This window comes from Arcanobacterium phocae (assembly GCF_900105865.1).
In the GTDB taxonomy this organism is placed as follows: domain Bacteria; phylum Actinomycetota; class Actinomycetes; order Actinomycetales; family Actinomycetaceae; genus Arcanobacterium; species Arcanobacterium phocae.
Genome location: NZ_LT629804.1, coordinates 74,933 through 99,517, shown reverse-complemented (window position 1 = coordinate 99,517; position 24,585 = coordinate 74,933). Strand labels below are relative to the sequence as shown.

Below are 24,585 nucleotides of genomic sequence, written 5' to 3'. Positions count from 1 at the left end.
AGCCGGTAACGTATAAGGATGATAATGAGCGCATTTCCCGCCGCCGATGCGATGGTAGCTGAATATCAAGAGATTGAAAACCAGATGTCTTCCCCAGAAGTGCTATCCCGTCCGGAGAAGTTACGAAGCTTGGGACGCCGTTATGCTCAGCTCGGTCGTGTTGTGAGCCGCTACCGGACATGGGAAAAAGCGCGGGCAGACCTTGCAGATTTACGCGAAATAGTAGAACTCGGTGGCGAAGACGGCGAACTGTTTGAATCTGAACTACCACGGCTGGAGGCAGAGGAAGCCGCTGCTGCGACCAGTTTGCGTGATGCGCTCATCCCACGTGACCCAGATGATTCGCGCGATGCGATCGTGGAAGTGAAAGCCGGTGAGGGTGGCGAAGAATCAGCACTGTTCGCCGCTGACCTTGTCCGGATGTACCAGCGTTATGCAGAATCCAAAGGGTGGAGCGTACAAACTTTGTCTGCCACGCCAACTGAATTGGGTGGGTATAAAGATATCCAGATAGCAGTAAAAGCCTCTTCGATTCCAGAAGATCCAGCAGAGGGCGTGTGGGCGCATCTGAAATATGAAGCGGGAGTTCACCGAGTGCAGCGTGTGCCAACCACTGAATCTCAAGGACGTATTCACACGTCTGCAGCAGGGGTTTTGGTGTTTGCGGAAGTTGATGAACCCGAAGAAGTCCAAGTTAATGACAACGAACTACGCATCGACGTCTTTCGGTCTTCCGGCCCGGGTGGACAGTCGGTGAACACAACTGATTCTGCCGTTCGGATTACCCACTTGCCTACCGGAATTACGGTGTCGATGCAGGATGAGAAGTCGCAGATCAAGAATAGGGAAGCGGCTATGCGCGTGTTGTTGGCTCGGTTGCGTCAGTTACAGCTAGAAGAGCAAGCTGCCAAAGAAGCTGATCAGCGTCGATCCCAGGTGCGAACTGTGGACCGGTCGGAACGGGTACGTACCTATAACTTCCCGGAAAACCGTATTGCAGACCATCGCACTGGCTACAAGGCACATAACCTTGACGCGGTACTTAATGGTGATTTAGCGCCAGTTATTGAGTCATTGCGGTTAATGGATGAATCGGAACGTTTGGAGCAGGCTGCCAAGGACGCGACTGAGACGAAGTAGAACATGGTCACGTGGGGAGAAAAACTACGAGGCGCGCGTGGACTGTTATCCGATGCTGGGCTACCGTCTCCGGATGTTGATGCTCGGTTGTTAGCTGAATGGTGCGCTGGGTATGTTCCGCTGGCAAGTGAGCACGTTACGGTTGAACTTGAACGAAAGTTCGATGAAGCGGTTTCTCGTCGGGCACATCATGAGCCGATACAGCATATTATGGGCGTCATGTGGTTCAGATATTTGGAACTGATTAGTACGCCCGGTGCGTTTATTGTGCGTCCGGAAACTGAAATGGTTGCGCAAGCGGGTATTGATGCCTTGACGCGAATGTCGACGTCGAATCCCGTCGTCGTCGATTTGTGTACTGGCTCGGGAGCAATTGCGTTGGCGATCGCAACCGAAGTGCCAACAAGCCAGGTGTGGGGTGTTGAACGTGACGAAAAAGCCTTCGAGATTGCGTGCGAAAATAACAAGAAATATGGCAGTCCGGTAACTTTTATTTTCGACGACGCCCGCGGTGCATTGCCTGAGCTAGCTGGAAAAGTCGATCTTGTGATCACAAATCCGCCATATGTTCCACAGTCACAGAACGTGCCACAAGATGTTTCGTGCGATCCTTCGATGGCGTTATACGGCGGTGGTGAGGATGGCCTAGATTTACCACGCGAATTGGTCCGCAGAGCGGTAACGTTATTGAAGGCTGGAGGCGTCCTTATTATGGAACATGGGGATGACCAGGGTGTAGCGTTGGTTCAAGAAGCGCATTCGTGTGGTTTGGTGAATGTTGCTACCGGAGTTGATTTAACCGGCCGGGATCGCTGGTTATATGCGGAAAGAGGGGAGTAGCGATGGTTGTTGTTAGCAGTGAAAAACTTGGCTATGCGTTAGATACTGCCCAGCAGGCTATTCAAGCTGGCCAAGTAGTCTGTCTGCCAACCGACACTGTTTATGGGATTGGTGCAGACCCGTTTTCTTATGATGCAGTGACCGCATTATTGACTGCCAAGTCGCGTACCCGTGCGATGCCGCCGCCGGTTTTGGTGTCGTCGGTTGAACAGGCACAGACTCTTGTCGCGCAATTGCCTGATAGCGCACGTGCTGTCATGGCCGAGTTTTGGCCTGGCGCTTTGACTGTTATTTTGCCTGCCCGCGAGGAATTAGGTTGGGATTTAGGCGAGACATTTGGCACTGTTGCAGTACGCATGCCGGATGACGCAGTTACGCTTGAATTCTTACGCCGAGTAGGTCCGCTTGCCGTAACGTCTGCAAACAAGACCGGACAAAAACCGGCAACAGATATTTCGCGTGCAGTTGAGCAACTGTCCGATGCTGTTGCAGTATATATCGACGGCGGGACCTCACCTGGGGGAGTTCCATCAACCATTATTCGGTGGAATAGTGCAGATGATTCATACGAGGTGTTACGTCAAGGAGCACTGAGCCGAGAAGATTTAACACGCGTAATTAAGCTCCAGGAGTCAGCGTGAGAGCCTATCTGTTGATTATGGTTATCGCCGGAATCGTAACGTACTTATTGGTTCCGTTAGTGCATCGAATTTCACTAGCAAGTGGGGCTATTACTGAAATTCGTGCGCGTGATGTTCACACCGTGCCAATTGCTCGCTTGGGCGGAGTGGCGATGTATTTGGGATTTGTCATATCTCTAGTGATTGCTTCGCAAATTCCATATTTCCAGGATGTTTTGGGTAATAATTCCATGGCGTGGGCAGTAGTTGCTGGGGCCGGCATTATTTGCTGTGTTGGCGTCATTGACGATATCTACGAGTTGTCGTGGTATGCCAAACTTGCCGGGCAAATGTTGGCCGCCGGAGTCATGGTGTGGTTCGGCGTCCAACTTGTGAGCGTGCCGCTGCTGGGATTAACTGTAGGTTCAGCGAGATTAACCTTATTTGTCACAATTATTGCGATTGTCGTCGTCGTCAATGCAGTTAATTTTATTGATGGTCTGGACGGCTTAGCAGCTGGGGTTGTCGGCATAGCCGCGTTGGCGTTCTTTGCCTACACTTATTATCTAACCAGAGAGAACTCGCCGGGTGACTTCACCTCAGTTGCAACTGCTTTAGTGGCTGCATTGGTAGGAATTTGTGTAGGTTTCTTGCCTCATAATTTTCATCCTGCGAAAATCTTTATGGGGGATTCTGGAGCACTGATGCTCGGAACGATTATCGCCGGCGCGTCAATTGTTGTTACTGGGCAAATTGATCCGGCAGCGGCAAATACTCCGGAGGCGATTCCAGCCTATATGCCGTTGATTGTGCCACTACTCATTTTGATCATCCCGCTGGTCGATTTCGTATGGGGGGTTGTGCGTAGAGTGGCTCAAGGTCGGTCACCATTTTCGGCAGATGCTGGACATCTACACCATCGGCTATTGCGACATGGACATTCGCACACGCATGCTGTTTTAGTATTGTATATATGGACCGCAGTTGCCTCTTTTAGTGCGGTAGCGGCGGTTGCCTTTCCATTGAAGTGGGTTGTGCCGGTGACGACTCTTGGAATTATCGGTGCAGTTATCGTCACATCGCGAGTCTTTGCTACATGGTGGGTATTAATGGCGGCACAGGCAAAGCGACTTGTGCCTGGCGGTGGAAACGGTGACTCCGAGCATGACTCATAAACTGAGCCGGGGTCATACTGCGAAAGAGTTGAGTGAGCTTGTTGCGAAATGGAATATTGCGACGTTGATCGTTGTGAGTATTGTGATTTCGATCGGGCTTGTAATTAGCGGTTTTCTGCAAAGTGTTCCGTCAGTCATCTTTGGGTGTGTAGTGGTAAGTATGATGCACATAATTTCCTTTCTACTTGACCGATACCTGCTATCACGGGGTCACCTTGTAGGGATGCTGGCGGTATGTGGGTATGTTGTGAAAATTGGAGTAATCGGCCTCGCATATGTGGTATCCGTGAAGGTATCTATTTTGGACTTAAGAATTGTTATGCTTGCTTTAGTTTTTGGCATAATAGCGGGGCTGATCACTGGAACAAGCGTGATTCTGCGAGATGGCGGACCACCCATCGGGGAATAGGACTAAAGTGTGAACTATTGAGCTTGTGCCCTTTGGCTATGAACTCAAAACTCAGGTAGAGTTGAACATGTTCATACCTTGAAGTCGACCATACGAGTGTTCGTACCCGGCTCCAAATTCAATCCATGTGATACTGAGGGAAATAAGAACTGTGCTTTCTTTTGTGAACGCTCTGGGAGCTGCGCCGATTATTCTTGCGTTAAAGTCGGGTGATTCATTCACTCCGCCGACGCTAGATCACGAGTTCAATCCTGATCCGTTGTTTTTCATTGGAACACCGTTTGAAATTCATCGTCTCCTTTTGGTCCGTTTGATCGCGGTCATTGCACTTTTTGGTGTGATGTTATGGTACTCACGTACTGCTAAAGTAGTACCTTCACGTGGTCAAGCGGCAGTTGAATCACTACTCGATTTTTCGCGAGTCCAAATCGGCGAAGAAATCCTCGGCGAAGACAAGGCAGCCAAGTATCAGCCAATGATCGCCACCGTTTTTATCGGCATCCTTTTCATGAACCTCACGGGTGTTATCCCAGGTTTACAAATTGCCGGGACGTCGTTGGTAGCTATGCCACTCATCTTTGCTCTGTTTGTCTTCTTCGGCTTCGTTCTTGCCGGAGTTAAATCTCGTGGGTTTGGTCGGTTCTTTCGGGAACAGCTCTTTCCACCTGGAGTGCCAAAACTAGTTTATTTTCTGCTCGCTCCACTCGAATTTTTTTCAACTTTCATTCTCCGCCCGCTAACTCTCACCGTTCGTCTGCTCTCAAACATGGTTGCTGGACACTTTATTTTGGTTTTATGTTTTTTGGGAACGCATTATCTCTATTTCGAGATCAGCGGTATTTTTGGTGCGGGATTAGGAAGCCTCACTCTTCTCGTGGGCGTTGTCTTCGTCGTCTTCGAGCTATTTGTTGGCGCGTTGCAGGCATACATTTTTGCAATGCTTGCTGCCGTCTACATTTCATTATCCATCTCAGAACACTGAGAAACTAACAAAAAGGAAACATCCTATGATTGGTAACATTGCCACCATCGGTTACGGTATTGCAACCATTGGACCAGCTATCGGTATTGGTCTTATTGGCGCAAAGAACCAAGAAGCAACTGCCCGTCAGCCAGAACTCAAGGGCTTCTTGCGTGTTAACATGATTCTGTCGATCGCATTCGCTGAAGCACTCGGTCTCCTCGGCTTCGTGGCTGGCTTCGTCTTCGCTGCGTGATACGTATGATAAGTTCGACTATCCTTGCAACAGAAGGCCACTCAACCTTCTCACTGCTAGTTCCGGCAGTGCCGGATCTGATTTGGGGTACTGTCGCCTTCCTTATTGTTGCCATAGCTATCTACAAGTTCGCTTGGCCTTCTTTTTCGGCAACACTTGATGAACGTGCCGATAAGATTGAAAAGGGCATTCAAGCTGCTGAGATTGCTCGAGCTGAAATTGCGCAGGAGCGTGCTGGGCTTGGCGAACAACTTCGTGATGCGCATCGCGAGGCTGAGGTCATTCGTGAAAGAGCTACTGACAACGCTAAAACCATCGTCGCTCAGGCACAGGCTCAAGCACACTCGGAAGCAGGTCAAATCTTGGAGGTTGCACGACGTCGAATTGAAGCAGACTCAGACGCTGCTCGGCGGACTCTGCACTCTGAAGTGGGTACTTTAGCAACCGATTTAGCTGCGCGTATCGTAGGCGAAGCAATCACCGATTCCGCGCTGGCGCAACGAGTCACTGACCGCTTCCTGGATGAGCTTGAAGCTGCAATGATCCCAGCTAACCAGGAGGCATAATGCGTTCTGGAAGTTTAGCAGCTCTTGACCGCGCCCGTGACCGTTGGGAAGCCGTTCTACGCACTGTCCCAAACTCGGAAATCGAGGTAGCACAAGCAGTATTTGGGGTTGTTGATATTCTCAATAAAAACCCTAATGTTGTTGCTGCTATTGAAGATACGGCACGTGAAGCTGACGATCGAGCACGCTTAGTAAGCGATATCTTCAGCGGTAAAGTGCGTGACCACGTCGTCGAGCTTCTTATGGGTCTCGCACGCGATCACTGGTCAGAGCACGGCGATCTTCCGCTGGCACTTGATTATCTGGGTGTCCATACGCTGCTCATAGGGGCGCGCAACACCAATCAACTCACTGACGTGGAACAAGAGCTGTATGTCATTATGCGGACCTTGCGCAACCAACGCGGTCTGCGTTTAACTCTCAGTAACTTGGTTTACAAACCTAATAAACGAAGTGATTTGGCTCGGCAAATATTTGCGCGTTACAGCTCATACACCAAGGAATTGCTAGCTAGAGCAGTAGCTCGCTTAGAGCGAGGGCGAACCCTAGCCCAAGCGTTAACCATATATCTCGATCTGGCAGCTGAACTTGACCACCATATCGTTGCCTCGGTTACCAGTGCGATTCCGTTGACTCGCGAACAAGAAGCACGCTTAACTGCGATTCTTACCCGTACTTACAACACAGCTGTTGCTATCCATGTGACTCTAGACCCTTCCGTTATTGGAGGAATTAGAATTCATGTTGGTGATGATGTGATCGATGGAACTCTTGCGAGCCGAATTACGGCGTTGCGGGAGCAATTTACTAACTGAAATAAAACGTGCAGCCATTCGGCTGCTTGGAGCGAAGGAATGATGAATGGCTGAAGTGACAATCCAGCCCGATGACATCCGATCTGCGCTGGACAAATTTGTAAGCTCATACGAGCCAGCAAAAGCCAGTAGCGAAGAAGTCGGTCATGTCACCCTCAGCGCAGACGGCATTGCCCGCGTTGACGGTTTACCGGGCGCAATGGCGAATGAGCTTTTGAAGTTTGAAGATGGAACTCTTGGTTTGGCGATGAACCTTGAAGAGCGTGAAATTGGAGTTGTTGTCCTCGGCGATTTCTCTGACATCGATGAAGGAATGGAAGTCCGCCGTACAGGCGAAGTACTATCAGTACCTGTCGGTGACGGTTATCTTGGTCGCGTCGTGGATCCATTGGGAACTCCAATCGACGGGCTTGGTGCGATTGATGGAATCGACACGCGCCGTGCACTAGAACTCCAGGCTCCTGGTGTTATGGCACGTAAGTCAGTTCATGAGCCACTACAAACTGGGATCAAAGCTATCGATGCCATGATTCCAATTGGACGTGGTCAGCGTCAGCTGATTATTGGTGATCGCAAGACCGGTAAGACTGCGCTCGCCGTCGATACAATTCTTAGCCAGAAAGCAAACTGGGAAACCGGGGATCCGCAGAAACAAGTACGTTGTATATACGTAGCTATCGGGCAAAAGGGTTCGACAATTGCAGAAGTCCGGGCAACGCTAGAACGTAACGGTGCGCTCGAGTACACCACGATTGTGGCGTCACCAGCATCGGATCCCGCTGGTTTCAAATATCTAGCTCCATATACCGGTTCTGCCATTGGACAGCACTGGATGTATAACGGAAAACACGTACTGATTGTTTTCGATGATCTGTCGAAGCAAGCTGAAGCATATCGAGCAGTATCATTGTTGCTACGCCGTCCACCGGGGCGTGAAGCATACCCTGGTGACGTGTTCTATTTACACTCGCGTCTCCTTGAACGCTGTGCCAAGCTTTCCGACGAACTCGGTGGTGGTTCGATGACCGGTCTACCGATTATCGAAACTAAAGCAAATGACGTTTCGGCATATATCCCAACTAATGTCATTTCTATTACTGACGGACAGATCTTCTTACAGTCTGACCTTTTCAACGCGAATCAGCGTCCAGCAGTTGATGTTGGTATTTCAGTGTCACGTGTTGGTGGTGACGCGCAGATCAAAGCGATGAAGAAGGTCGCAGGCACTCTCAAGATCACCCTCGCTCAATATCGTGCCCAAGCTGCATTTGCCATGTTTGCTTCTGATCTTGATGCAACAACACGCCAACAGCTCACCCGTGGTGAGCGGCTGATGGCCTTGCTTAAGCAGCCACAATACACCCCGTATGCTGTTGAGGATCAGATTGCATCCGTATGGGCAGGTACTAACGGTTATCTTGACGATATTGACGTTACCGATGTTCCAAAGTTTGAGCAGGGACTTATCCGTCACTTGCATACCAATAGTGATGTCCTTGCGAAGATGATGGTGACTGGCAAACTGGAACCAGAAATAGAAGACGAACTGCGTGTTGCTGTCGAGGAATTCCGTGCTGGCTTTATTGCCAACAATCGAACAGTGGAACTGAACGACGTAGAGCAGGAAGCTGAACAGTCCCAAGAGCAGATCGTTCGTCCTAAGCGAGGCTGATGATGGCAGGGTCACAGCGGATTTACAAACAGAAGATTCGAGCAACGAAAACTCTTGAAAAGGTCTTCCGGGCGATGGAGCTCATTGCAGCTTCCCGTATCGGCAAGGCTCGTGACCGTGCGCTCGGACAAGATCCGTACACGCAGGCTCTGACGCGATCGATTGGGACAGTAGCGGCTCATGCTCACGAAGACCATCCGTTGATCAAAGAGCGAACTGATACTAATCGGGTGATTGTCTTTGTCGTGACATCAGATCGCGGCATGGCTGGCGCGTACTCGTCGTCGGTATTGCGTGAAGCTGAGCGACTCATCAACGAGCTGAAGGAAAATGGTAAAGAGCCAGTTCTATATGTTTCGGGACGTCGTGGGGCATCCTATTTCCGATTCCGTGGTGTTCCAGTAGAACGCGCATGGACTGGGGAATCTGATAAACCATCAGACGAAACCTCGGATGAAATCAGTACTGAGTTTTTGACACGCTTCTTGGCTGATGCTGACGACGGCGGTGTTGCAGAACTGTACATGATCTTTACTCGGTTCGTTTCCATGGTGACTCAAACCGTTCAAGTCCGGCGTATGCTACCGATTCAAGTTGTTGACGACGTCGACGACCTCGGTGAGACCTCGGTAGATGACAAGTCCCCGGAAGATAATGAGCCATTGTACGAATTCGAGCCGTCAGCTCAGCAAGTTTTTGATGAGCTACTACCGATGTACGTCGGTCAGCGTATTCATTCAGTCATGCTTATGTCGGCTGCCTCTGAACTAGCGGCACGTCAGCAAGCAATGCATTCTGCTACTGAGAATGCGGGCGAAGTGATCGAGTCATACACGCGTCTGGCTAATAACGCTCGCCAGGCGGAAATCACCACGGAAATTACAGAAATCATCTCAGGCGCAGACAGTCTGGGTAAAAGCTAAACGTCCCTTCTGCTCGGGACACAGTAAGGAATAACAATGACTGCAATTGATAATATGCAGGGTGTAACCACAGGACGTATCGTCCAAGTCGTGGGTGCCGTTGTGGACGTGGAGTTTCCGCCAGATTCCCTGCCACAGCTGAACAATGCGCTCATCACCGAGGTTGACCTGTCAGGTCAAGGCGAAGGTGAAAGCAAGCTGAAGATGACTCTCGAAGTCGCTCAGCATCTAGGTAACAGCATCGTTCGTACCATCGCCATGAAACCAACTGATGGTTTGGTACGAGGTGCTACCGTCATCGACACGGGTGCACCAATTACCGTGCCAGTGGGTGACGTGACTAAAGGACACGTATTTAACGTGACCGGAGAAGTCCTCAATCTTGATGAGGGCGAAACGCTGGAAGTCAATGAGCGCTGGCCAATTCACCGGAAGGCACCGCAGTTCGATGAGCTAGAACCAGAAACTAAGATGTTCGAAACTGGTATCAAGGTTATCGATCTTCTCACTCCTTATGTTCAAGGAGGAAAGATCGGTCTGTTCGGTGGTGCAGGTGTTGGTAAGACCGTTCTGATCCAGGAAATGATTCAGCGCGTTGCCCAGGATCACGGCGGTGTGTCAGTGTTCGCAGGAGTCGGCGAGCGTACCCGTGAAGGTAACGACCTCATCCACGAGATGGCTGATGCTGGAGTGTTGGACAAGACCGCTCTTGTATTCGGACAGATGGATGAACCCCCAGGGGTGCGCTTGCGTATTGCGCTCTCTGGCTTGACGATGGCAGAGTATTTCCGCGATGTTCAAAACCAGGACGTGTTGTTGTTCATTGACAACATCTTCCGATTCACCCAAGCAGGTTCTGAAGTTTCGACGTTGTTGGGCCGTATGCCATCGGCAGTGGGCTACCAGCCAACATTGGCTGATGAAATGGGCGCGTTGCAGGAGCGTATTACTTCTACCCGTGGACATTCGATTACCTCGCTTCAGGCAATCTACGTGCCAGCGGACGATTATACCGATCCGGCCCCGGCAACGACCTTCGCACACTTGGATGCAACTACCGAGCTGTCGCGTGACATCGCGTCGCGTGGTTTGTATCCAGCAGTTGACCCGTTGACCTCGACGTCTCGTATTTTGGATCCACAATATGTTGGAAAAGAACACTACGAGGTGGCTACCAAGGTCAAGTCCATTCTGCAGAAGAACAAAGAACTCCAAGACATCATCTCGATTCTTGGTGTGGATGAGTTATCTGAAGAGGACAAGGTCACGGTGGCACGCGCTCGTCGTATTGAGCAGTACCTTTCGCAAAACACCTACACTGCTAAGAAGTTCACGGGTGTTGAGGGCTCAACTGTTCCAATCGCTGAAACGGTTGAAGCTTTCCGGAGAATTACCGACGGCGAATATGACCATATTCCAGAGCAGGCCTTCTTCAATATCGGTGGTATCGAAGATATCGAACGTGCCTGGCACAAGATCCAACAGGATATGCGCTGATGAAGCTCGATATTGTTGCGCGTTCTGGAGTGCTGTATTCCGGGGAAGTCAGCGAGATAGTAGTTCCAGCGTATGATGGTGAACTGGGCATCCTTCCGGGACGTGCTCCGGTTCTATCGGTAGTCATGCCTGGCCTAGTTCGTTTCGTGACTTCCACCGGAGACAAGCAAGAAATTGTTGTTGGTAAAGGGTTTTTGACAGTCGATCATGACTCGGTCATGGTTGTCGTAGAAAATCACGAGGAGTAATGACTTATGCCGTCATTCATGTGGTGGGCTATTGTTGCCATAGCAGTATTTATCATTATCGTTGGTATATACTCGCTCATAAGATTGCGGATACTTTTTTCGCGCAATGGCTCTTTCCACGTGGCATTACGGCAAGCAAACCAGGAGCGTTGGCAAACTGGGGTAGCGGTGTTCGAGCCTTTCCAACTGAATTGGTATTCGACTCACTCCTTGAGTCCATGGCCGAATGTTCAATGGAAACGTGGCGAACTTGATTTCAAGGTAATGCCAGCTTCCGGCGATATCCAGGTTGTGCATATTACTCGCGGAGATCAGTCGTGGAGCCTAGCAACGACTCCGCTCGCCGTATCTGGTATCGTCTCGTGGATAGATTCTGCGCCGCCAGTAGAAGAACCCGAATTGTTTTAAGTAACAGGTAACGCTGGTCGAGCCTTGTGCTCGACCAGCGTTGCCTGTTGGATGTGAGGAGACATCTATGCGTATTGTCATCGCTCGTTGTAGTGTCGATTATTCTGGTCGGCTCGATGCACATCTAGAGCCGGCTATTCGAGTTTTGATGTTGAAACAAGATGGCTCAGTTCTCGTCCATTCCGATGGGGGCTCCTACAAGCCACTCAACTGGATGTCACCGCCAGCCACATTCAGTGTTGTCGACGTCGCTGACGCGGATCGCAAGGCTGGAGTGGTTGAAACATGGTCGATTGAGCATAACAAAACAAACGACGTGCTCCGTATTAATATCTACGAACTAATCCATGACATCACCCAGGATCTTGGCGTCGAGCCGGGACTTATTAAAGACGGTGTAGAGGCACATCTACAAAAGTTGTTGGCTGAGCAGGTAAATGTTTTAGGACAGAATCTAGAACTGGTCCGTCGCGAGTACCCTACACCTATCGGCCCGGTTGATTTGATGCTGCTGGACGCTGCTGGTGGACACATCGCCGTCGAAGTGAAGCGGCGAGGAGAAATCGATGGCGTCGAACAACTGACGCGCTATTTAGACCTGCTGAGCCGTGACACCATGTTGCAACCTATACGTGGGATTTTCGCAGCGCAAGAAATCAAACCGCAGGCACGTGTACTGGCAGAGGACCGCGGTATTGAATGCGTCATTTTAGATTATGATGCTATGCGCGGAGTAGACCATCCAGAGGACCGGCTATTCTGATGCGGCGGTCCAAAAAATATAATCGGCCGGTACGTGAGCTCAATTCTTATGCGTTAATGGGCTACACCCGAATTGAGCAGGGACGTGATGGACGTGATTTTAAAGTCCATCATATCAATGCTGGTGAGAAGGAATATGTGTGTCCGGGTTGCTACGGAACAATCCGGGTAGGGGAGCCGCATGAGGTGGCCTGGACAGAAGACCATATTTTAGGAAAAGATTTTGGTCAGCAGGATCGGCGACATTGGCATACCGGCTGCTGGAACGCTCGTGGTCGACGTCGATAACCTCTACTAGCGTAACTCACGAACCTGACCTCGTGAGGTGCTACGGTGGTTACATGACTATGTTGAGTTTCCGCCGTACCGGCGATGTTTCTGATTGCCCACTCGTCCTCTTGCATGCTTTGCCGCTGGATTCAAGTATGTGGGATCAAGTCCGTGAAATTTTAGCGCCAATTGATGTAATTACTGTCGATGCGCCAGGATTTGGCCAATCGCCAGCAGGTGAGGAATTGGCAGATTCAGAGCCATCAACAACTATCTATGTCCAGGCGCTCAAAGAGACACTAGACCGCGTGGGAGTTTCTCGGATCATGCTTGGCGGGCTGTCAATGGGAGGCTCAGTTGCAGCTGATTTCGCTGCTACTTATCCAGACATGGTTGCCGGATTAGCTCTCATGGATACTGGCATTGGTGCTGACACGCCGGAGCGTCAGGAATTTCGCCGTAACATGGCGCAGTTAGCAGAAGAAGGCAAAGCTTTTGAGATTTTGCAAGGCTGGAAAGAATCGATGACGGGGTCTGAGGTTACAGATCAAGTTCAAGAATCGTTAGAAGCTCGATTTAAGGCTGCGCCAGGGAACGCATTAGCTTGGATTCAGCGTGCGCTTGCGGCTCGTTCAGATCGTTCCGACGTCGTCGAGCTTATCGATGGTCCAGTATTTTTCATTCGTGGAACTGATGATCCAACGGCTTCGTTGGAATACTTCATGCAGCTATCGCTACGGACAAAGAAGCCTCGCATTATCGAAATTGAGGGTGCAGGGCATTTTACTGCTGATGAGAAACCAGCAGAGCTGGCCCAGGCGCTTACTGAGTTCGTTTCGCGCGTGGGCCAACCTAGCTAAATGACGTAGGGTACGTCAGCTCATTCGGTTTTATCGGTGGCCGAGTCGATCACTTCGTTTAATGCGAGTGATCGCTCGGAACCAGTCAAGATCGCACGCATATCTTCGATATAAGACGACAACGATTCGCGTTGTTCTTTCAATGCTGCAATTTCATCTTTAGCAGATGTTAGCTTCTGTGCACTGTCCTCTTGCGCTTGGGACAGAATACGGTCAGCTTCTTCGCGGGCTTCAGACAAAAGAGCAGTTGCTTCATTACGGGCGTTATTCAGTAGTTCAGCGGCTTCATGCTCAGATGAAGCGGTCAATTCGCTAGTGCGTTGCGTCGCTTGAATGAGCCGCTCTTCAGCACTATGAGCGTCTGCTTCTGCCTTTTGTACCATGTCATTCATCTGGGCAGTCAGTCTGGCGTTTTCCTCAGCTTGCTTTTGTGCCGCAGTTTGCCGAGCATCGGCAATAGTTTGTTCACTGTGTGCCTTGGCTTCGGTCAGTTCTCGCTCAAGATCTGCCTTTGCTTGGGCGATTTCGGTGGTCACCGCGGCACGCAATTCGGAAAGCTCAGTTTCTGTGTCACCACGAAGCTTGGCGACTTCGGCCTGTGCATTGGCAATCATCTGTGATGCCTCATGTTCAGCAGTAGAGCGCATAGCTGCGCAATCAGCAGAAGACTGAGTGCGTAGCCGCGCGGCTTCACGTTCTGCAGAGGAAACGATTTCCTCGCTTGTACGGCGAGAAATCACAGTTATCGATTCGGCTTCGGCACGCGCATTTTCGAGTTCAACAGTCGCTTCGGTCTGTGCTTTTGATAGGGTCTTCTGGCTATCTAGTTGAGCTGCTTCGCGCAGTTTATCAGCACGCTCCTCAGCTGACGAAACGATTGCGGAGGCCTCACTGCGTGCTCGAGTCATAAGATCTAGTGCCTGTTCCTCGGTAGATTTGAGCAGACGTTCTACACGGGTTCCGAGCCCAGAGTAGGACGGCCGATCGTTTTCTTTCAGCGCTGCTTGAGCTTGTGCAAGTTGCGCTGAAAGCTTAAGAACTTCCTCGTCTAAATGCGCTACTTGAGCCCGGGTCTGTGAAAGGTTTGATTCTAGGCTATTAATCTGCTCTTCAACTTGTGCGCGATCATAGCCGCGCATGACGACTGGAAATAGAGGTTCCTCTGCCACGTCAATTCCTCCATATAATAGATGTTGTAGCTTAAGACTACCTGCCGGAGGTCACTTAACTCACATCAGAGTGTCGAAGCCGTCCGAATAAGGTATCGTTATTTAATCGTTACATATTGTGTGTAGCCGAGGAAAGCGGAAGAATGAAGCGGATTCTTGGAATGATAGCCCTCATCGCTGGAGTTGCGATGATAGTTGGTACTTTTGTGGTCTCCATGGCTCAGCAAAAAGAGGTGAATGTTAAACTTTCTACTGCTGATGATTCTGCAGTTTTCGTGAAAACTGCCCCCGGAGTTTTGACGCTCGTCAATGATAAGGTAAAAGTTAATTTAGATGCGCCGGGTCAAGAGATTCAATGGGGACTAGGCAGTTCGGCGGATGTTGATGCGTTTGCCGGTCAAGCAGCCTCACTTACTGTGACAGGATTGTCATCCTGGAAGGCTCTTGCTGTAGAAACAGATGCTGGTAGTGACGAAGGTGCACAGATAGTTAAAGAAGCCGTTGATGCGGAGAAATTTACCTTGACTGGCTCGGATATGTGGACTAAAGATGGGCAGGCTAAAGATCACATAAAGATTATGCTGGACGCTCGGCAAATTGACGGAAAAACGCTCATAGCTACCACGTCTGCAGGAAAAGCTCCACGAATTACCTTGGAGTGGGTTCGTGCCCGTGATATTGGAAATCCCGCTTTCTTCTATGTTGTTGGAGCCTTAATTGCTCTCATTGGCTCGTTTTTGCTTCTCAACTGGTATCAGGAAGAATTAGCCCGTCGTCAAAGAATAAAGAAGCCTTCTGTTAAACTTCGCTCGCGTGCTCATGTGGATCGGATGCCATCAGTTATGGCGTCCTTTGATGGAAATCTAGCAGATCCTGAAACTGAGCGAGATATTCAGCGGTTGCATACAGGATCGGCTCTAGGAGCCTCAATTCTACCTGGAACAAGCCATAGCGAATTGTTCCGTAGCCGTGAGCTAGATCCGAAAGACCGCATTCTGCTTACTGCGCAAGCGGCAGAAGACCTCCAAGCTTTAACGCCAGAAACCAAGATGGAGGATAATGTGACTGAGGAACCCGCTGAGGTAGAAAGCCTGCAAGATTCTCCGAATGGACAAAACTCGAAAGATTGGCGTTCGTTATGGAATTTTTCTTGGGGTCCGCAAGGAAAAGAGGAACACGATGCGTAATTCACGGATAATTATTGCTTTTCTTGTAGTAGGTGTGCTTGGCCTCGCTGGTTGTGCCCAGGATAGCTCCTTACCGGAGCCAGAGGCGTCCACGAAATCCGGGAATATTATTTCTGCGCAAAAATATTCTGAACTCGTCGATGAAGTGTCTGAAGCGCTGACTCAGGCTGATAAAAACCGCGATCCGGATGCTTTAGGATCTCGGATCGCGGGCCCGCTATTAACGCAGCGAAAAGCAGAGTATAGCCTTGCTAAGGCAACTGAAGTAACTGCACCAACCCCGTTTGCACTTGATCCAAAAGAAGCGACCATGGCATCAGGTGTTGCCTTTCCGCGAACACTAATGGCGATCGATGTTAGTAAAACTCCGCGAGGCATTGGGACTATTGCAGTATGGCAACAAGCTACTGCACGAGAAAATTACCAACTATGGGCAGCTATTGACATGTTTCCTTCTCCACCCAAGATCGAAATTATAAATACACAAAATGACAGCGAAGGCTATGTAGCTATGAATGCTGATGATTTTGTTACTGATCCGGTAGGAGTGCTTGATGCGTATGCAAGCTATGCTAATGCTCGGGAAATGGGAGATGTTAGGTTCAATGAAGGAGATCCGCTCTACGAGCAAACGGCAAAGCAAGCCAGTGATTTAACTGCGGCGCTCAACCAGCTGGGCGAGGCGAAGATAACTTTCTCTGTGCCTAACAAAGATATCCGTGCCGTGTCAACAAAAGATGGTGGAATCGTGATGGTTGGAGAGTTGCGGTATGACATGACTGTGACTCGTACCAAGGATGGCGCAACACTGAAATTAGGATCGTTGATTGGAGCTTTGAGCGAAGGCAAGAAAGATGGAGTCATCACGGTTGATAAGCCAGTTGTTGCTCAATATTCCACGTCAGTGGCGTTCTATGTACCGCCAAAAGGTTCAGAAGAACCAGTTCATATGATTGGCGGCTCTGTACCGGCATTAGTTAGCGTAACGAAAGCAGAATAAGAACATGAGCATGCTAGATACCAGTGGCGTATTTGATCTCTCGGCCTTAAAAAAAGAAGAGAAACAACACACAGGAACACAATCGCCTTCGCAAACAATTCCAGGTCCATGGGTAGTTGATGTCACGGAAAAGAATTTGGAACATGTACTACAAACATCGATGAGTTTGCCAGTCGTCGTCGTTTTTTCGGCTCCTGAATCCGAGCATTCGCTGACCTTGGTGTCGCAACTGAAACAAGTGACCGAAAGTTATGCTGGACGGCTTCAGCTAGCGGTGGTTGATGCTTCCGTGGAACGTGGAGTGGCAGGAGCCTTTGGCGTCAATGCCGTTCCGACCGCTATTGCTATGTTGCAAGGTCAACCAGTTCCGCTGTTTCAAGGATTGCCAGATGAGCAATCACTAAAGGCGACTGTGACAAAACTACTGGAAGCGGCTACTCAATACAGTTTAACTGCAGTTTTAGATGGGGATCCAGAGGGTGTTGTCCCGGAACCTGAGATCCCGCCGCTGCACAAGGAAGGTCTTGCTGCTCTCGAAGCTGGACGCCTCGACGACGCTCACGCGGCCTATAGCAAGGCATTAAAAGAGAACCCAGGTGATGAGGAAGCTAAGGTAGCTCTTCACCAAGTAGAACTTTTGCAACGAGTACAAGACATCAATCCACCGACTTCTGTACTGACAACGTCGGTGGAGAGTGCTAATGCAGTAGCGCCGTTTACTGAGGTTGAGGTGCACCTACAACTTGCTGATGTGGAATTATCTTCGGGAAATGCTGCGTCAGCCTTTGCTCGCATTCTCGAAGTGGTTAAAGTCACTAGCGGAGATGACCGAGATAAAGCCCGCACCCGATTGTTAGAGTTGTTCGACGTCGTCGGTCAGCACTCTGAATTAGTTCAACAAACTCGCAGAGCGCTGACCAACATACTGTTTTAATTCACCCGTTCGGTGTCCTGTTCGAACCAAACGGCAGAATTAGCAGGGAGAATGCCATCCGAGATTTCACAGGTCGCGATCAGAAGATTTGCGTCTTCAGGTAACGAAACAGGATTATCAAACGCTACGACGACGTGAATATCTGCCCGATCGTTTCGTTGCGAAACGTAATGCAGGTAATCTGCTTGTGGCTCTTGATCGACCAGCTGTGCTGTGCCCATAGCGAGTGTTTTACGCAGCGCAATCATACGTTTGAAATGGTTGAGGGAAGAATGAGGCTGGTCTGCTTGCACATCTACCGCAATGTCTGCCCATTGAGCTGGTTGCGGTAGCCAGCTTTCTCCGTTAGGAGAGAATCCAAATGCAGGCTGGTCTGCTTCCCACGGCATTGGAACACGCTGGCCGTCGCGTCCGGCTTCACGTCCCTGCGTCCGGAAAAATGCAGGATCTTCGCGAACGTTGTCTGGTAGATCCATGTGCTCGGGCAATGACAGCTCTTCGCCTTGATAAATATACGTTGAACCAGGTAGCGCTGCCTGTAGTAGGTGAGCGGCAAGTGCACGCCGGTGGCCGAGTTCCACGTCTGGTTGTTCTTCCCATGAACGAATGCCGTTGGGTCCTTTACCAGTGTGTGACAAGCCGAGGCGCGAGGTGGCCCGGACGACGTCGTGATTCGATAATACCCAGGTAGTTGGAGCACCAACCGAATCCATTGCGCCAAGGGAAGTCAAGACGGTTTTACGCAGATCATGCGCAGTGAACGGAGTCAGCAGGAATGCAAAGTTGAAAGCTTGGCTCATCTCGTCTGACCTGACATATTTTGCTAGGTCTTCTTCACTGTCTACCCATGCTTCGGCTACCAGCATCCGGTCTGGACCGTATTCGTCAAGGACTGAGCGCCAGCGTCGATAGATTTCATGGACTTCGGGACGGTTCCACATTGGGGGTCGGGGAACGTTTTCTGGAATCTCAGAGCCGCCGGCAACCATATCCCAGTGATACTGCCAGTTTGGCAGTGCTGGATCCTTAGCTAAGCCGTGAGCGACATCTACGCGGAAACCATCAACTCCGAGGTTGAGCCAAAAACGCAGAATATTATCAAATTCCTCGCGTACTTCAGGGTTATCCCAATTCAGGTCAGGCTGTGACGAGTCGAAAAGGTGCAAGTACCAGCTTGTATCGCTTTCCCAAGGACTGCCTGGGGCGTCTGCACGGTCACAGACGCGAGTCCAAGCACTGCCTCCGAAAATAGAGATCCAATCATTCGGTGGGTTGCCGTCTATGCCATCCCGGAAGTAGTAGCGGGCACGGGCAGCTTCGTCGCCAGCAAGGGCCGCCTGGAACCACTCATGTTCATCCGAGGTATGGTTAGGTACCAGATCAACAATAATTTTGAGGTTATTGCGATGTGCTGTGGCAATTAGGTTAACTGCGTCGTCGTTTGTGCCGAACAGAGGGTCCACCAGCCGATAATTCGCGACGTCGTACCCACCGTCTTTTTGTGGTGACCGATAGAACGGGGAAAGCCAAATCGCATCGACACCTAGGTCAGCTACGTATTCTAGTCGTGAGCTAATTCCGGCAAGATCCCCAATCTTTCCATGTGATGACGCGAATGAGCGCGGATAAATCTGGTAAATGACGGCGTCTTGCCACCATTGTTGTGGGGTTGTTTGCTGATGGATTATCACTGTGTTCCTTCCAACTAGTGTCATCGATGGGGTAATGCGGTAGATTCACGAACAATGAGCTCGGGGTCAAAAAGTAAGGGGCCGATTGGTGAATGAGTACCATTAATCATGCCTAGAAGAGTGGTAACTGCAGCATCGCACATGGCTTTTACCGGTTGGTGTAACGTGGTTAATGGAGGATTCGTAAAAGCGTTCAACGGCGAATCATCGAATCCTACGATCGATAAGTCTTCTGGAATCCTCATGCCCGACGACTGGCAGTAGCGGATAGCACCAAAAGCCATGATGTCAGAGGCGAAGATAATTCCCGTGCAACCTTGCGATACGAGCTCGGCACATGCCGAAAAACCACCTTCTACAGTAAATAAGGTGTGTGCATGACACGGAGTTTCATGAGGAAGAACTCGCGCCATTGTCTCGAGGAATGTTTCTGTTTTCGTACGAGCTGGTCCAAAACGTAGCGGACCTGTTGCTAAGCCGATTTTCCGGTGTCCTAAGCCAACCAGATGTCGGATTGCTTGACGAATGGCAGACGCGTCGTCGGCAGAAAAATCAGGCGTCTCGAGTCCAGCATTATATCCATTCATCGTGACGAAAGGGACCCCTCGGGCAGTAATACGGTGGTATCGTTCGAGATTAGCAGTTGAGTCAGCGTGGAGGCCAGAGACAAAAATTAGCCCATCGACGTGATGCTCGAGCATTGCTTCCACATATGAATCTTCGGTAGCGCCACCAGCGATCTGAGTACCAACAAGTGGCGTGTAACCGTGTATGGCCATGCTGCCTTCGAGTGACTGCGCAAATTGTGGAAAAATAGGATTGGTGAGCTCGGGTAGTATCAGACCGATAAGTCCGCCGTTGCGCTCGCGAAGCTGATCAGGGCGTTCATACCCTAGCAAGTCCAATGCGGCGAGTACCGCCTGCCGTGTTTCTGGTGCTACCGAATGTTTGCCGTTAAGAACGCGAGAAACAGTAGCTGTTGATACACCTGCTTGAGTTGCAAGATCCGCTAGTCGAATCCGCTTCGCCATGTGAGCTCCTTTGCTTGAGACTTGCGGGAAGAAAGTTTGCAGAAATTATTTTATGCCTAGTCCCTTACACTACCGTGAATTTGGTGTGAACTGCTCGTTTTGCAAGGAATTTCTATCCAAAGAACTCCCTATGAACCGCTGTGCAAAGTGAATTTTTGATGACAGATCAATAATTTTTTTACACGTGCCGTGCAAAATGTTGCATAAGGAATATTCGTCACTATACTTGTTATCACGGCATGTGAGCAGCGTCGCTCAATATGAGAAGTGCTCGCGTAAAGCTTATAGGTGCCAAAGTTTAACACTTGAGGAGAATAATATGCGTCGTGGCATTGCACTCGTGGCAGTTGCGGGAATGACAATTGCAGGTCTAGCGGCCTGTGGTTCCAATGATTCGGCTAAGGATGACGGCAAGACAAAAGCGTCTGAAGGTAAGTCGGATGCAGCTCTTACCGTTTGGGTAGATGATAACCGTAAGCCAGCATTTGAAATTGCTGCTAATAAGTATGAAGAAGCTACTGGAAACAAAGTTGAACTGGTTGTTAAGGAAAACGATCAGATCCGTTCTGAGTTTGCCGCCCAGGTTCCAACTGGTAAGGGCCCAGATATTACATTCGGTGCACATGACTGGTTGGGCGAATTTGTTACTAACGGTATTGTTGCTCCAATCGAATTGGGTGACAAGGCAAGTGAATTCTCAGATATTGCTATCAAGGGCTTTACGTACGACGGTACGACCTACGGTGTTCCTTATGCAGTAGAGAACATCGCTATTATCCGCAATGCAGATCTCGCCAAGGATCCAACCCCAGCAACATTCGATGAAATGATTGCTGCAGGCAAGGCCACTGGCGCTAAGACTCCATTTATGGTTCAGGTTGGCGAAAAGGGCGATCCGTTCCACATGTACCCATTCGAGTCTTCCTTCACTGGCCCGGTATTCAAGACCGATGCTGATGGCAACTACACGCCTGAGCTTAACCTCGGTGGCGAAAAGGGTGCAGCATTCGCTCAGTGGTTGGCAGATAAGTCTGCTGCCGGTGAGCTTTCTACTGCATGGACCTACGATATCGTCGTCGAAGCCTTCAAGAACGGCGAAGTTCCATTCATTCTTGGTGGTCCATGGATGCTCGGCGATTTCGATGGCATGAACGTTGCTGTTGATCCAATTCCATCTGCTGGTGATATGCCTGCTGCTCCATTCGTTGGCGTTCAGGGCGGTTTCATTTCAGCAACTTCCAAGAACCAGCTCCTCGCAACTGACTTCCTTGTCAACTATGTTGGTACCGAAGAGGTTCAGGACGCACTTTACCAAGCTGGTCAGCGTACCCCAGCTCTCAAGGCTTCTGCAGAGAAGATCAAGTCTGATCCAGTAGCCGCTGGATTTGCTAAGGCTGGCGAAGCTGGTCTGCCAATGCCAGCACTCCCACAGATGGGTGCTGTATGGGGCTTCTGGGGCGCAACCGAAGCTCAGGTAATGGGTGGCGGAGATACAACCGCAACGTGGGAAAAGATGATCTCAGACATCGAAACCGAGATCGCCAAGAAGTGATCTAGCTAAGAGTAGCGGCCTCGTCGTCACATGGTATGGCGAGGCCGCCCTCTTATCAGGAGAATAAAATGTCGCAGATGATCAAGCCTAGCGAGGCGTCGAAGAAACGCGCAGCACAACGGGTAGAACGGGCCAAGCTTGACTCTTCCGCAACGAAATGGGGAGCTGGCTTCATAACCAAACTCGTGTTGATGGGTATCGTCAACGCACTAGGTATTTTTATTATTTTCACCGCTTTCGGCGTAGGGTCCCTTACGCTTGGAAGCCTCATGGTAGTTTTGCTCCTTGCTTTAGACTGGGTATATTTTTCACGCCGCACTTTAGCATTGAAGTATTTGGCTCCAGGTCTCGTATTCTTGCTGATCTTCCAGGCGTTTGTTATCGTGTACACCGCATATATCGCTTTCACAAACTACGGGCATCAGCACACGTTGGATAAGCAGACTGCTATCGAGTCCATTCTTTTGCAAAACTCATCTCAACGTGTCGAGAATTCTCCTCAGTACCCACTTGCTGTAGTTGAGAAGGACGGGGAACTCGGTTTCGCTGTTATTGACCCGGAAGAAAAAGTCTTGAAAGCTGGAACTGAAAAAGAGCAGCTTTCTGAAGTAGCTGGAAAGTTCTCCGGAACTCAAATTACTGAAGTATCTGGCTACACGCTTGTTCCATTATCTGAACTTGGTGCACGGCAAGATGAGGTTACCCAGCTTCGTGTTCCAATCAGCAACGACCCTGATGAGGGAGCTATCGGAACGCAGACCGGTACCGTTGGCTATCAGTTCATTTCAACCGTGAAATATGATGCTGACGCTGACACCATGACGGACCTATCAACTGGAACAGTCTTCACAGCCAACGAAGAGACGGGTTTCTTCGAAGCTGAAGACGGATCAACCATCAATGTGGGTTGGCGCGTCGTCGTCGGATTTGACAACTTCGTGAGGGGCTTCGGTGATAGCCGTTACGCTCAGCCGTTCTTCCAAGTTCTTGTTTGGAACGTTATCTTCGCCTTCATGTCTGTTGTTACGACATTCTTGTTGGGCATGGCCTTAGCAATCGTTTTGAACGACGAACGATTGAAGGGACGCAAGATTTATCGAACATTGCTGCTACTGCCGTATGCATTCCCATCATTCATGACGGCGTTCTTGTTTGCAGGTTTGATGAATCGTAGCTATGGTTTCTTCAACCAGATGCTTGGCCTAGAAATTCCGTGGCTAACGGATCCAACGATGGCTAAAGTTTCGGTAATCCTGGTCAACTTATGGATGGGCTTCCCATACATGTTCTTGATCGTTACCGGTGCTTTGCAAGCGATTCCAGGTGAGTTAACTGAAGCAGCTAAGATCGACGGAGCGACCTCGTTCCAGGTGTGGCGCAACGTGACGTTGCCACAGCTAATGATTTCGCTAACCCCGCTCCTTATTGCTTCATTCGCCTTCAACTTCAACAACTTCAACTTGATATACATGTTGAACGGAGGAGGCCCACGAATGAGTGATGCGTCTGTTCCAGTTGGACATACTGATATTTTGATTTCGATGGTTTACAAGATAGCCGGTTTGACCGGTGAGGCTGCACCTAATTACGGCTTGGCTGCGGCAATGTCGCTAGTTATCTTCTTGATCGTTGGATCGGTATCGCTCTACTCCTTTAAGAAGTCTAAGTCGATGGAGGCGCTGTGATCATGGAAAAAACTGTTGTAGCTCCAGCGGTAACAGCAAATAAAGTTCCGTTCGGGAAATGGTTCCGTGAGACTGGTTTCCGGCATGTCATCGCAATTTTGGCAGTGCTCTATGCGGCATTTCCAATCCTGTACATTATCTCGGCAGCGCTAAATCCGAATATCAAAACCACTCTTACGGGTGCGAACAAGATGTTCTCATCAGTGTCGGCACAAAACTTCACTGAATTGTCAGACACAATGTTCTGGACGTGGTTCTCGAACACTCTGATCGTTGGTGTCTCTACTGCTATCGGAACAGTCCTGATGGGTGCCGCAGCGGCTTATGCGTTCTCTCGTTTCCGGTTCTCCGGACGCAGGATGACGCTGATGTCCTTGATGGTTATTCAGATGTTCCCTCAGCTGTTGACCTTCGTTGCGATCTTCTTGTTGCTAACCACCCTGGGAGATGTTTTCCCAGTACTCGGTATTGACTCGAAGTTAGCGCTGATCTGTGTTTACCTCGGTGGCGCATTGGGTGCTAACACCTTCCTTATGTATGGCTTCTTTAATTCCATTCCGATGGAACTAGATGAAGCTGCAAAGATTGACGGTGCTACGCACGCTCAGGTGTACTGGACCATCATTATGCCACTCGTGATACCGATTCTCGCCGTTGTGGGGCTGTTAAGCTTTATTAGCTCCTTTAATGACTTCATTCTGGCGCGTACAATTCTCACGTCCCAAGAGAACTGGACACTAGCAGTCGGTATGAACCTGTGGGTTGGCGGCAACGAAAAGAATTGGGACTGGTTCGCGGCGGGTTCCATCATCGCGGCTGTTCCGATTCTGTTGCTCTTCTTGTTCTTGCAAAAGTACATTGTCTCTGGTTTGACCGGTGGCGCTGTGAAGGGCTAAGCCTCAAGTTAAGTGGCG

The 24,585-nt window shown here is 50.0% G+C and carries 26 protein-coding genes; 23 read left to right on the top strand and 3 right to left on the bottom strand.

What is annotated here, in order from left to right; genetic code table 11:
- Window positions 1-24 precede the first annotated feature (24 nt).
- From prfA to BLT51_RS00355, 17 genes are all read left to right on the top strand, one after another.
- Complete coding sequence (prfA, locus tag BLT51_RS00435) at window positions 25-1,140, top strand: peptide chain release factor 1 (RefSeq protein WP_253281582.1); 1,116 nt, start codon at window positions 25-27, stop codon at window positions 1,138-1,140.
- A 3-nt stretch (window positions 1,141-1,143) separates the two neighbouring features.
- The gene (prmC, locus tag BLT51_RS00430) at window positions 1,144-1,980 is read left to right on the top strand and encodes a peptide chain release factor N(5)-glutamine methyltransferase (protein ID WP_091278593.1); all 837 of its coding nucleotides are present in this window, start codon (window positions 1,144-1,146) and stop codon (window positions 1,978-1,980) included.
- Between the two features lie 2 nt (window positions 1,981-1,982).
- Window positions 1,983-2,621: an L-threonylcarbamoyladenylate synthase gene (locus BLT51_RS00425; RefSeq protein ID WP_091278590.1), complete on the top strand. Its 639-nt coding sequence runs from the start codon at window positions 1,983-1,985 to the stop codon at window positions 2,619-2,621.
- Window positions 2,618-3,775: an MraY family glycosyltransferase gene (locus tag BLT51_RS00420; protein ID WP_091278587.1), complete on the top strand. Its 1,158-nt coding sequence runs from the start codon at window positions 2,618-2,620 to the stop codon at window positions 3,773-3,775. The genes BLT51_RS00425 and BLT51_RS00420 overlap by 4 nt, the downstream gene beginning before the upstream one ends.
- Window positions 3,765-4,184: a hypothetical protein gene (locus BLT51_RS00415; protein ID WP_091278584.1), complete on the top strand. Its 420-nt coding sequence runs from the start codon at window positions 3,765-3,767 to the stop codon at window positions 4,182-4,184. The genes BLT51_RS00420 and BLT51_RS00415 overlap by 11 nt, the downstream gene beginning before the upstream one ends.
- Window positions 4,185-4,335: 151 nt before the next feature.
- Window positions 4,336-5,166 (top strand): F0F1 ATP synthase subunit A, encoded by an 831-nt coding sequence (gene atpB, locus BLT51_RS00410; protein WP_091278581.1) that lies wholly within the window; start codon window positions 4,336-4,338, stop codon window positions 5,164-5,166.
- A 25-nt stretch (window positions 5,167-5,191) separates the two neighbouring features.
- A complete protein-coding gene (atpE, locus tag BLT51_RS00405) occupies window positions 5,192-5,401 on the top strand; it encodes an ATP synthase F0 subunit C (protein ID WP_091278578.1) in 210 nt (69 codons plus the stop codon).
- 5 nt (window positions 5,402-5,406) lie between these two features.
- Window positions 5,407-5,967 carry a F0F1 ATP synthase subunit B gene (gene atpF / locus BLT51_RS00400; RefSeq protein ID WP_091278575.1) on the top strand — a complete coding sequence of 187 codons (561 nt, stop codon included), beginning with the start codon at window positions 5,407-5,409 and terminating at the stop codon, window positions 5,965-5,967.
- Window positions 5,967-6,782: a F0F1 ATP synthase subunit delta gene (locus BLT51_RS00395; RefSeq protein WP_091278573.1), complete on the top strand. Its 816-nt coding sequence runs from the start codon at window positions 5,967-5,969 to the stop codon at window positions 6,780-6,782. The genes atpF and BLT51_RS00395 overlap by 1 nt, the downstream gene beginning before the upstream one ends.
- Before the next feature lie 46 nt (window positions 6,783-6,828).
- Window positions 6,829-8,454 (top strand): F0F1 ATP synthase subunit alpha, encoded by a 1,626-nt coding sequence (atpA, locus tag BLT51_RS00390; RefSeq protein ID WP_091278571.1) that lies wholly within the window; start codon window positions 6,829-6,831, stop codon window positions 8,452-8,454.
- Window positions 8,455-8,456: 2 nt separating this feature from the next.
- Window positions 8,457-9,377 carry a F0F1 ATP synthase subunit gamma gene (locus tag BLT51_RS00385; protein ID WP_091278570.1) on the top strand — a complete coding sequence of 307 codons (921 nt, stop codon included), beginning with the start codon at window positions 8,457-8,459 and terminating at the stop codon, window positions 9,375-9,377.
- A gap of 36 nt (window positions 9,378-9,413) precedes the next feature.
- The gene (atpD, locus tag BLT51_RS00380; RefSeq protein WP_172801276.1) at window positions 9,414-10,874 is read left to right on the top strand and encodes a F0F1 ATP synthase subunit beta; all 1,461 of its coding nucleotides are present in this window, start codon (window positions 9,414-9,416) and stop codon (window positions 10,872-10,874) included.
- Entirely contained in the window at window positions 10,874-11,122 is a 249-nt protein-coding gene (atpC, locus tag BLT51_RS00375) for an ATP synthase F1 subunit epsilon (RefSeq protein WP_091278568.1), read from the top strand. Before atpD ends, atpC begins: the two co-directional genes overlap by 1 nt.
- 6 nt (window positions 11,123-11,128) lie before the next feature.
- The gene (locus BLT51_RS00370; protein ID WP_091278567.1) at window positions 11,129-11,530 is read left to right on the top strand and encodes a DUF2550 family protein; all 402 of its coding nucleotides are present in this window, start codon (window positions 11,129-11,131) and stop codon (window positions 11,528-11,530) included.
- A 67-nt stretch (window positions 11,531-11,597) separates the two neighbouring features.
- Window positions 11,598-12,293 (top strand): endonuclease NucS, encoded by a 696-nt coding sequence (nucS, locus tag BLT51_RS00365; RefSeq protein WP_091278565.1) that lies wholly within the window; start codon window positions 11,598-11,600, stop codon window positions 12,291-12,293.
- Window positions 12,293-12,580, top strand: a complete 288-nt coding sequence (locus tag BLT51_RS00360) for an ATP/GTP-binding protein (RefSeq protein WP_091278563.1) — start codon at window positions 12,293-12,295, stop codon at window positions 12,578-12,580. The genes nucS and BLT51_RS00360 overlap by 1 nt, the downstream gene beginning before the upstream one ends.
- Before the next feature lie 53 nt (window positions 12,581-12,633).
- The gene (locus BLT51_RS00355; RefSeq protein WP_091278561.1) at window positions 12,634-13,422 is read left to right on the top strand and encodes an alpha/beta fold hydrolase; all 789 of its coding nucleotides are present in this window, start codon (window positions 12,634-12,636) and stop codon (window positions 13,420-13,422) included.
- Between the two features lie 20 nt (window positions 13,423-13,442).
- Here the strand turns inward: BLT51_RS00355 and BLT51_RS00350 are convergent, their stop codons facing one another.
- Window positions 13,443-14,591 (bottom strand): hypothetical protein, encoded by a 1,149-nt coding sequence (locus BLT51_RS00350; RefSeq protein ID WP_091278558.1) that lies wholly within the window; start codon window positions 14,589-14,591, stop codon window positions 13,443-13,445.
- Between the two features lie 143 nt (window positions 14,592-14,734).
- Here BLT51_RS00350 and BLT51_RS00345 point away from each other — a divergent pair, with 143 nt between their 5' ends.
- The 3 genes from BLT51_RS00345 to BLT51_RS00335 are packed head-to-tail and all read left to right on the top strand — an operon-like array spanning window position 14,735 to window position 17,712.
- Entirely contained in the window at window positions 14,735-15,778 is a 1,044-nt protein-coding gene (locus tag BLT51_RS00345; protein WP_091278556.1) for a hypothetical protein, read from the top strand.
- Window positions 15,699-16,778 (top strand): hypothetical protein, encoded by a 1,080-nt coding sequence (locus BLT51_RS00340; protein WP_172801275.1) that lies wholly within the window; start codon window positions 15,699-15,701, stop codon window positions 16,776-16,778. The genes BLT51_RS00345 and BLT51_RS00340 overlap by 80 nt, the downstream gene beginning before the upstream one ends.
- A 4-nt stretch (window positions 16,779-16,782) precedes the next feature.
- Window positions 16,783-17,712: a tetratricopeptide repeat protein gene (locus BLT51_RS00335; protein ID WP_091278550.1), complete on the top strand. Its 930-nt coding sequence runs from the start codon at window positions 16,783-16,785 to the stop codon at window positions 17,710-17,712.
- Here BLT51_RS00335 and BLT51_RS00330 read toward each other — a convergent pair.
- Together BLT51_RS00330 and BLT51_RS00325 are read right to left on the bottom strand one after the other, a co-directional pair.
- Window positions 17,709-19,403, bottom strand: a complete 1,695-nt coding sequence (locus BLT51_RS00330; protein WP_197672577.1) for a glycoside hydrolase family 13 protein — start codon at window positions 19,401-19,403, stop codon at window positions 17,709-17,711. The two genes, BLT51_RS00335 and BLT51_RS00330, sit on opposite strands and share 4 nt — an antisense overlap.
- A 20-nt stretch (window positions 19,404-19,423) precedes the next feature.
- On the bottom strand, window positions 19,424-20,434 hold the full coding sequence (locus BLT51_RS00325) for a LacI family DNA-binding transcriptional regulator (RefSeq protein ID WP_091278544.1): 1,011 nt from the start codon (window positions 20,432-20,434) through the stop codon (window positions 19,424-19,426).
- A 319-nt stretch (window positions 20,435-20,753) separates the two neighbouring features.
- Here BLT51_RS00325 and BLT51_RS00320 point away from each other — a divergent pair, with 319 nt between their 5' ends.
- The 3 genes from BLT51_RS00320 to BLT51_RS00310 all read left to right on the top strand — a co-directional run bounded on the left by BLT51_RS00320 (window position 20,754) and on the right by BLT51_RS00310 (window position 24,567).
- Window positions 20,754-21,986: a sugar ABC transporter substrate-binding protein gene (locus BLT51_RS00320; RefSeq protein ID WP_091278541.1), complete on the top strand. Its 1,233-nt coding sequence runs from the start codon at window positions 20,754-20,756 to the stop codon at window positions 21,984-21,986.
- 68 nt (window positions 21,987-22,054) lie between these two features.
- A complete protein-coding gene (locus BLT51_RS00315) occupies window positions 22,055-23,671 on the top strand; it encodes an ABC transporter permease subunit (protein WP_091278538.1) in 1,617 nt (538 codons plus the stop codon).
- 2 nt (window positions 23,672-23,673) lie between these two features.
- A complete protein-coding gene (locus BLT51_RS00310; RefSeq protein WP_091278535.1) occupies window positions 23,674-24,567 on the top strand; it encodes a sugar ABC transporter permease in 894 nt (297 codons plus the stop codon).
- Window positions 24,568-24,585: the final 18 nt, after the last annotated feature.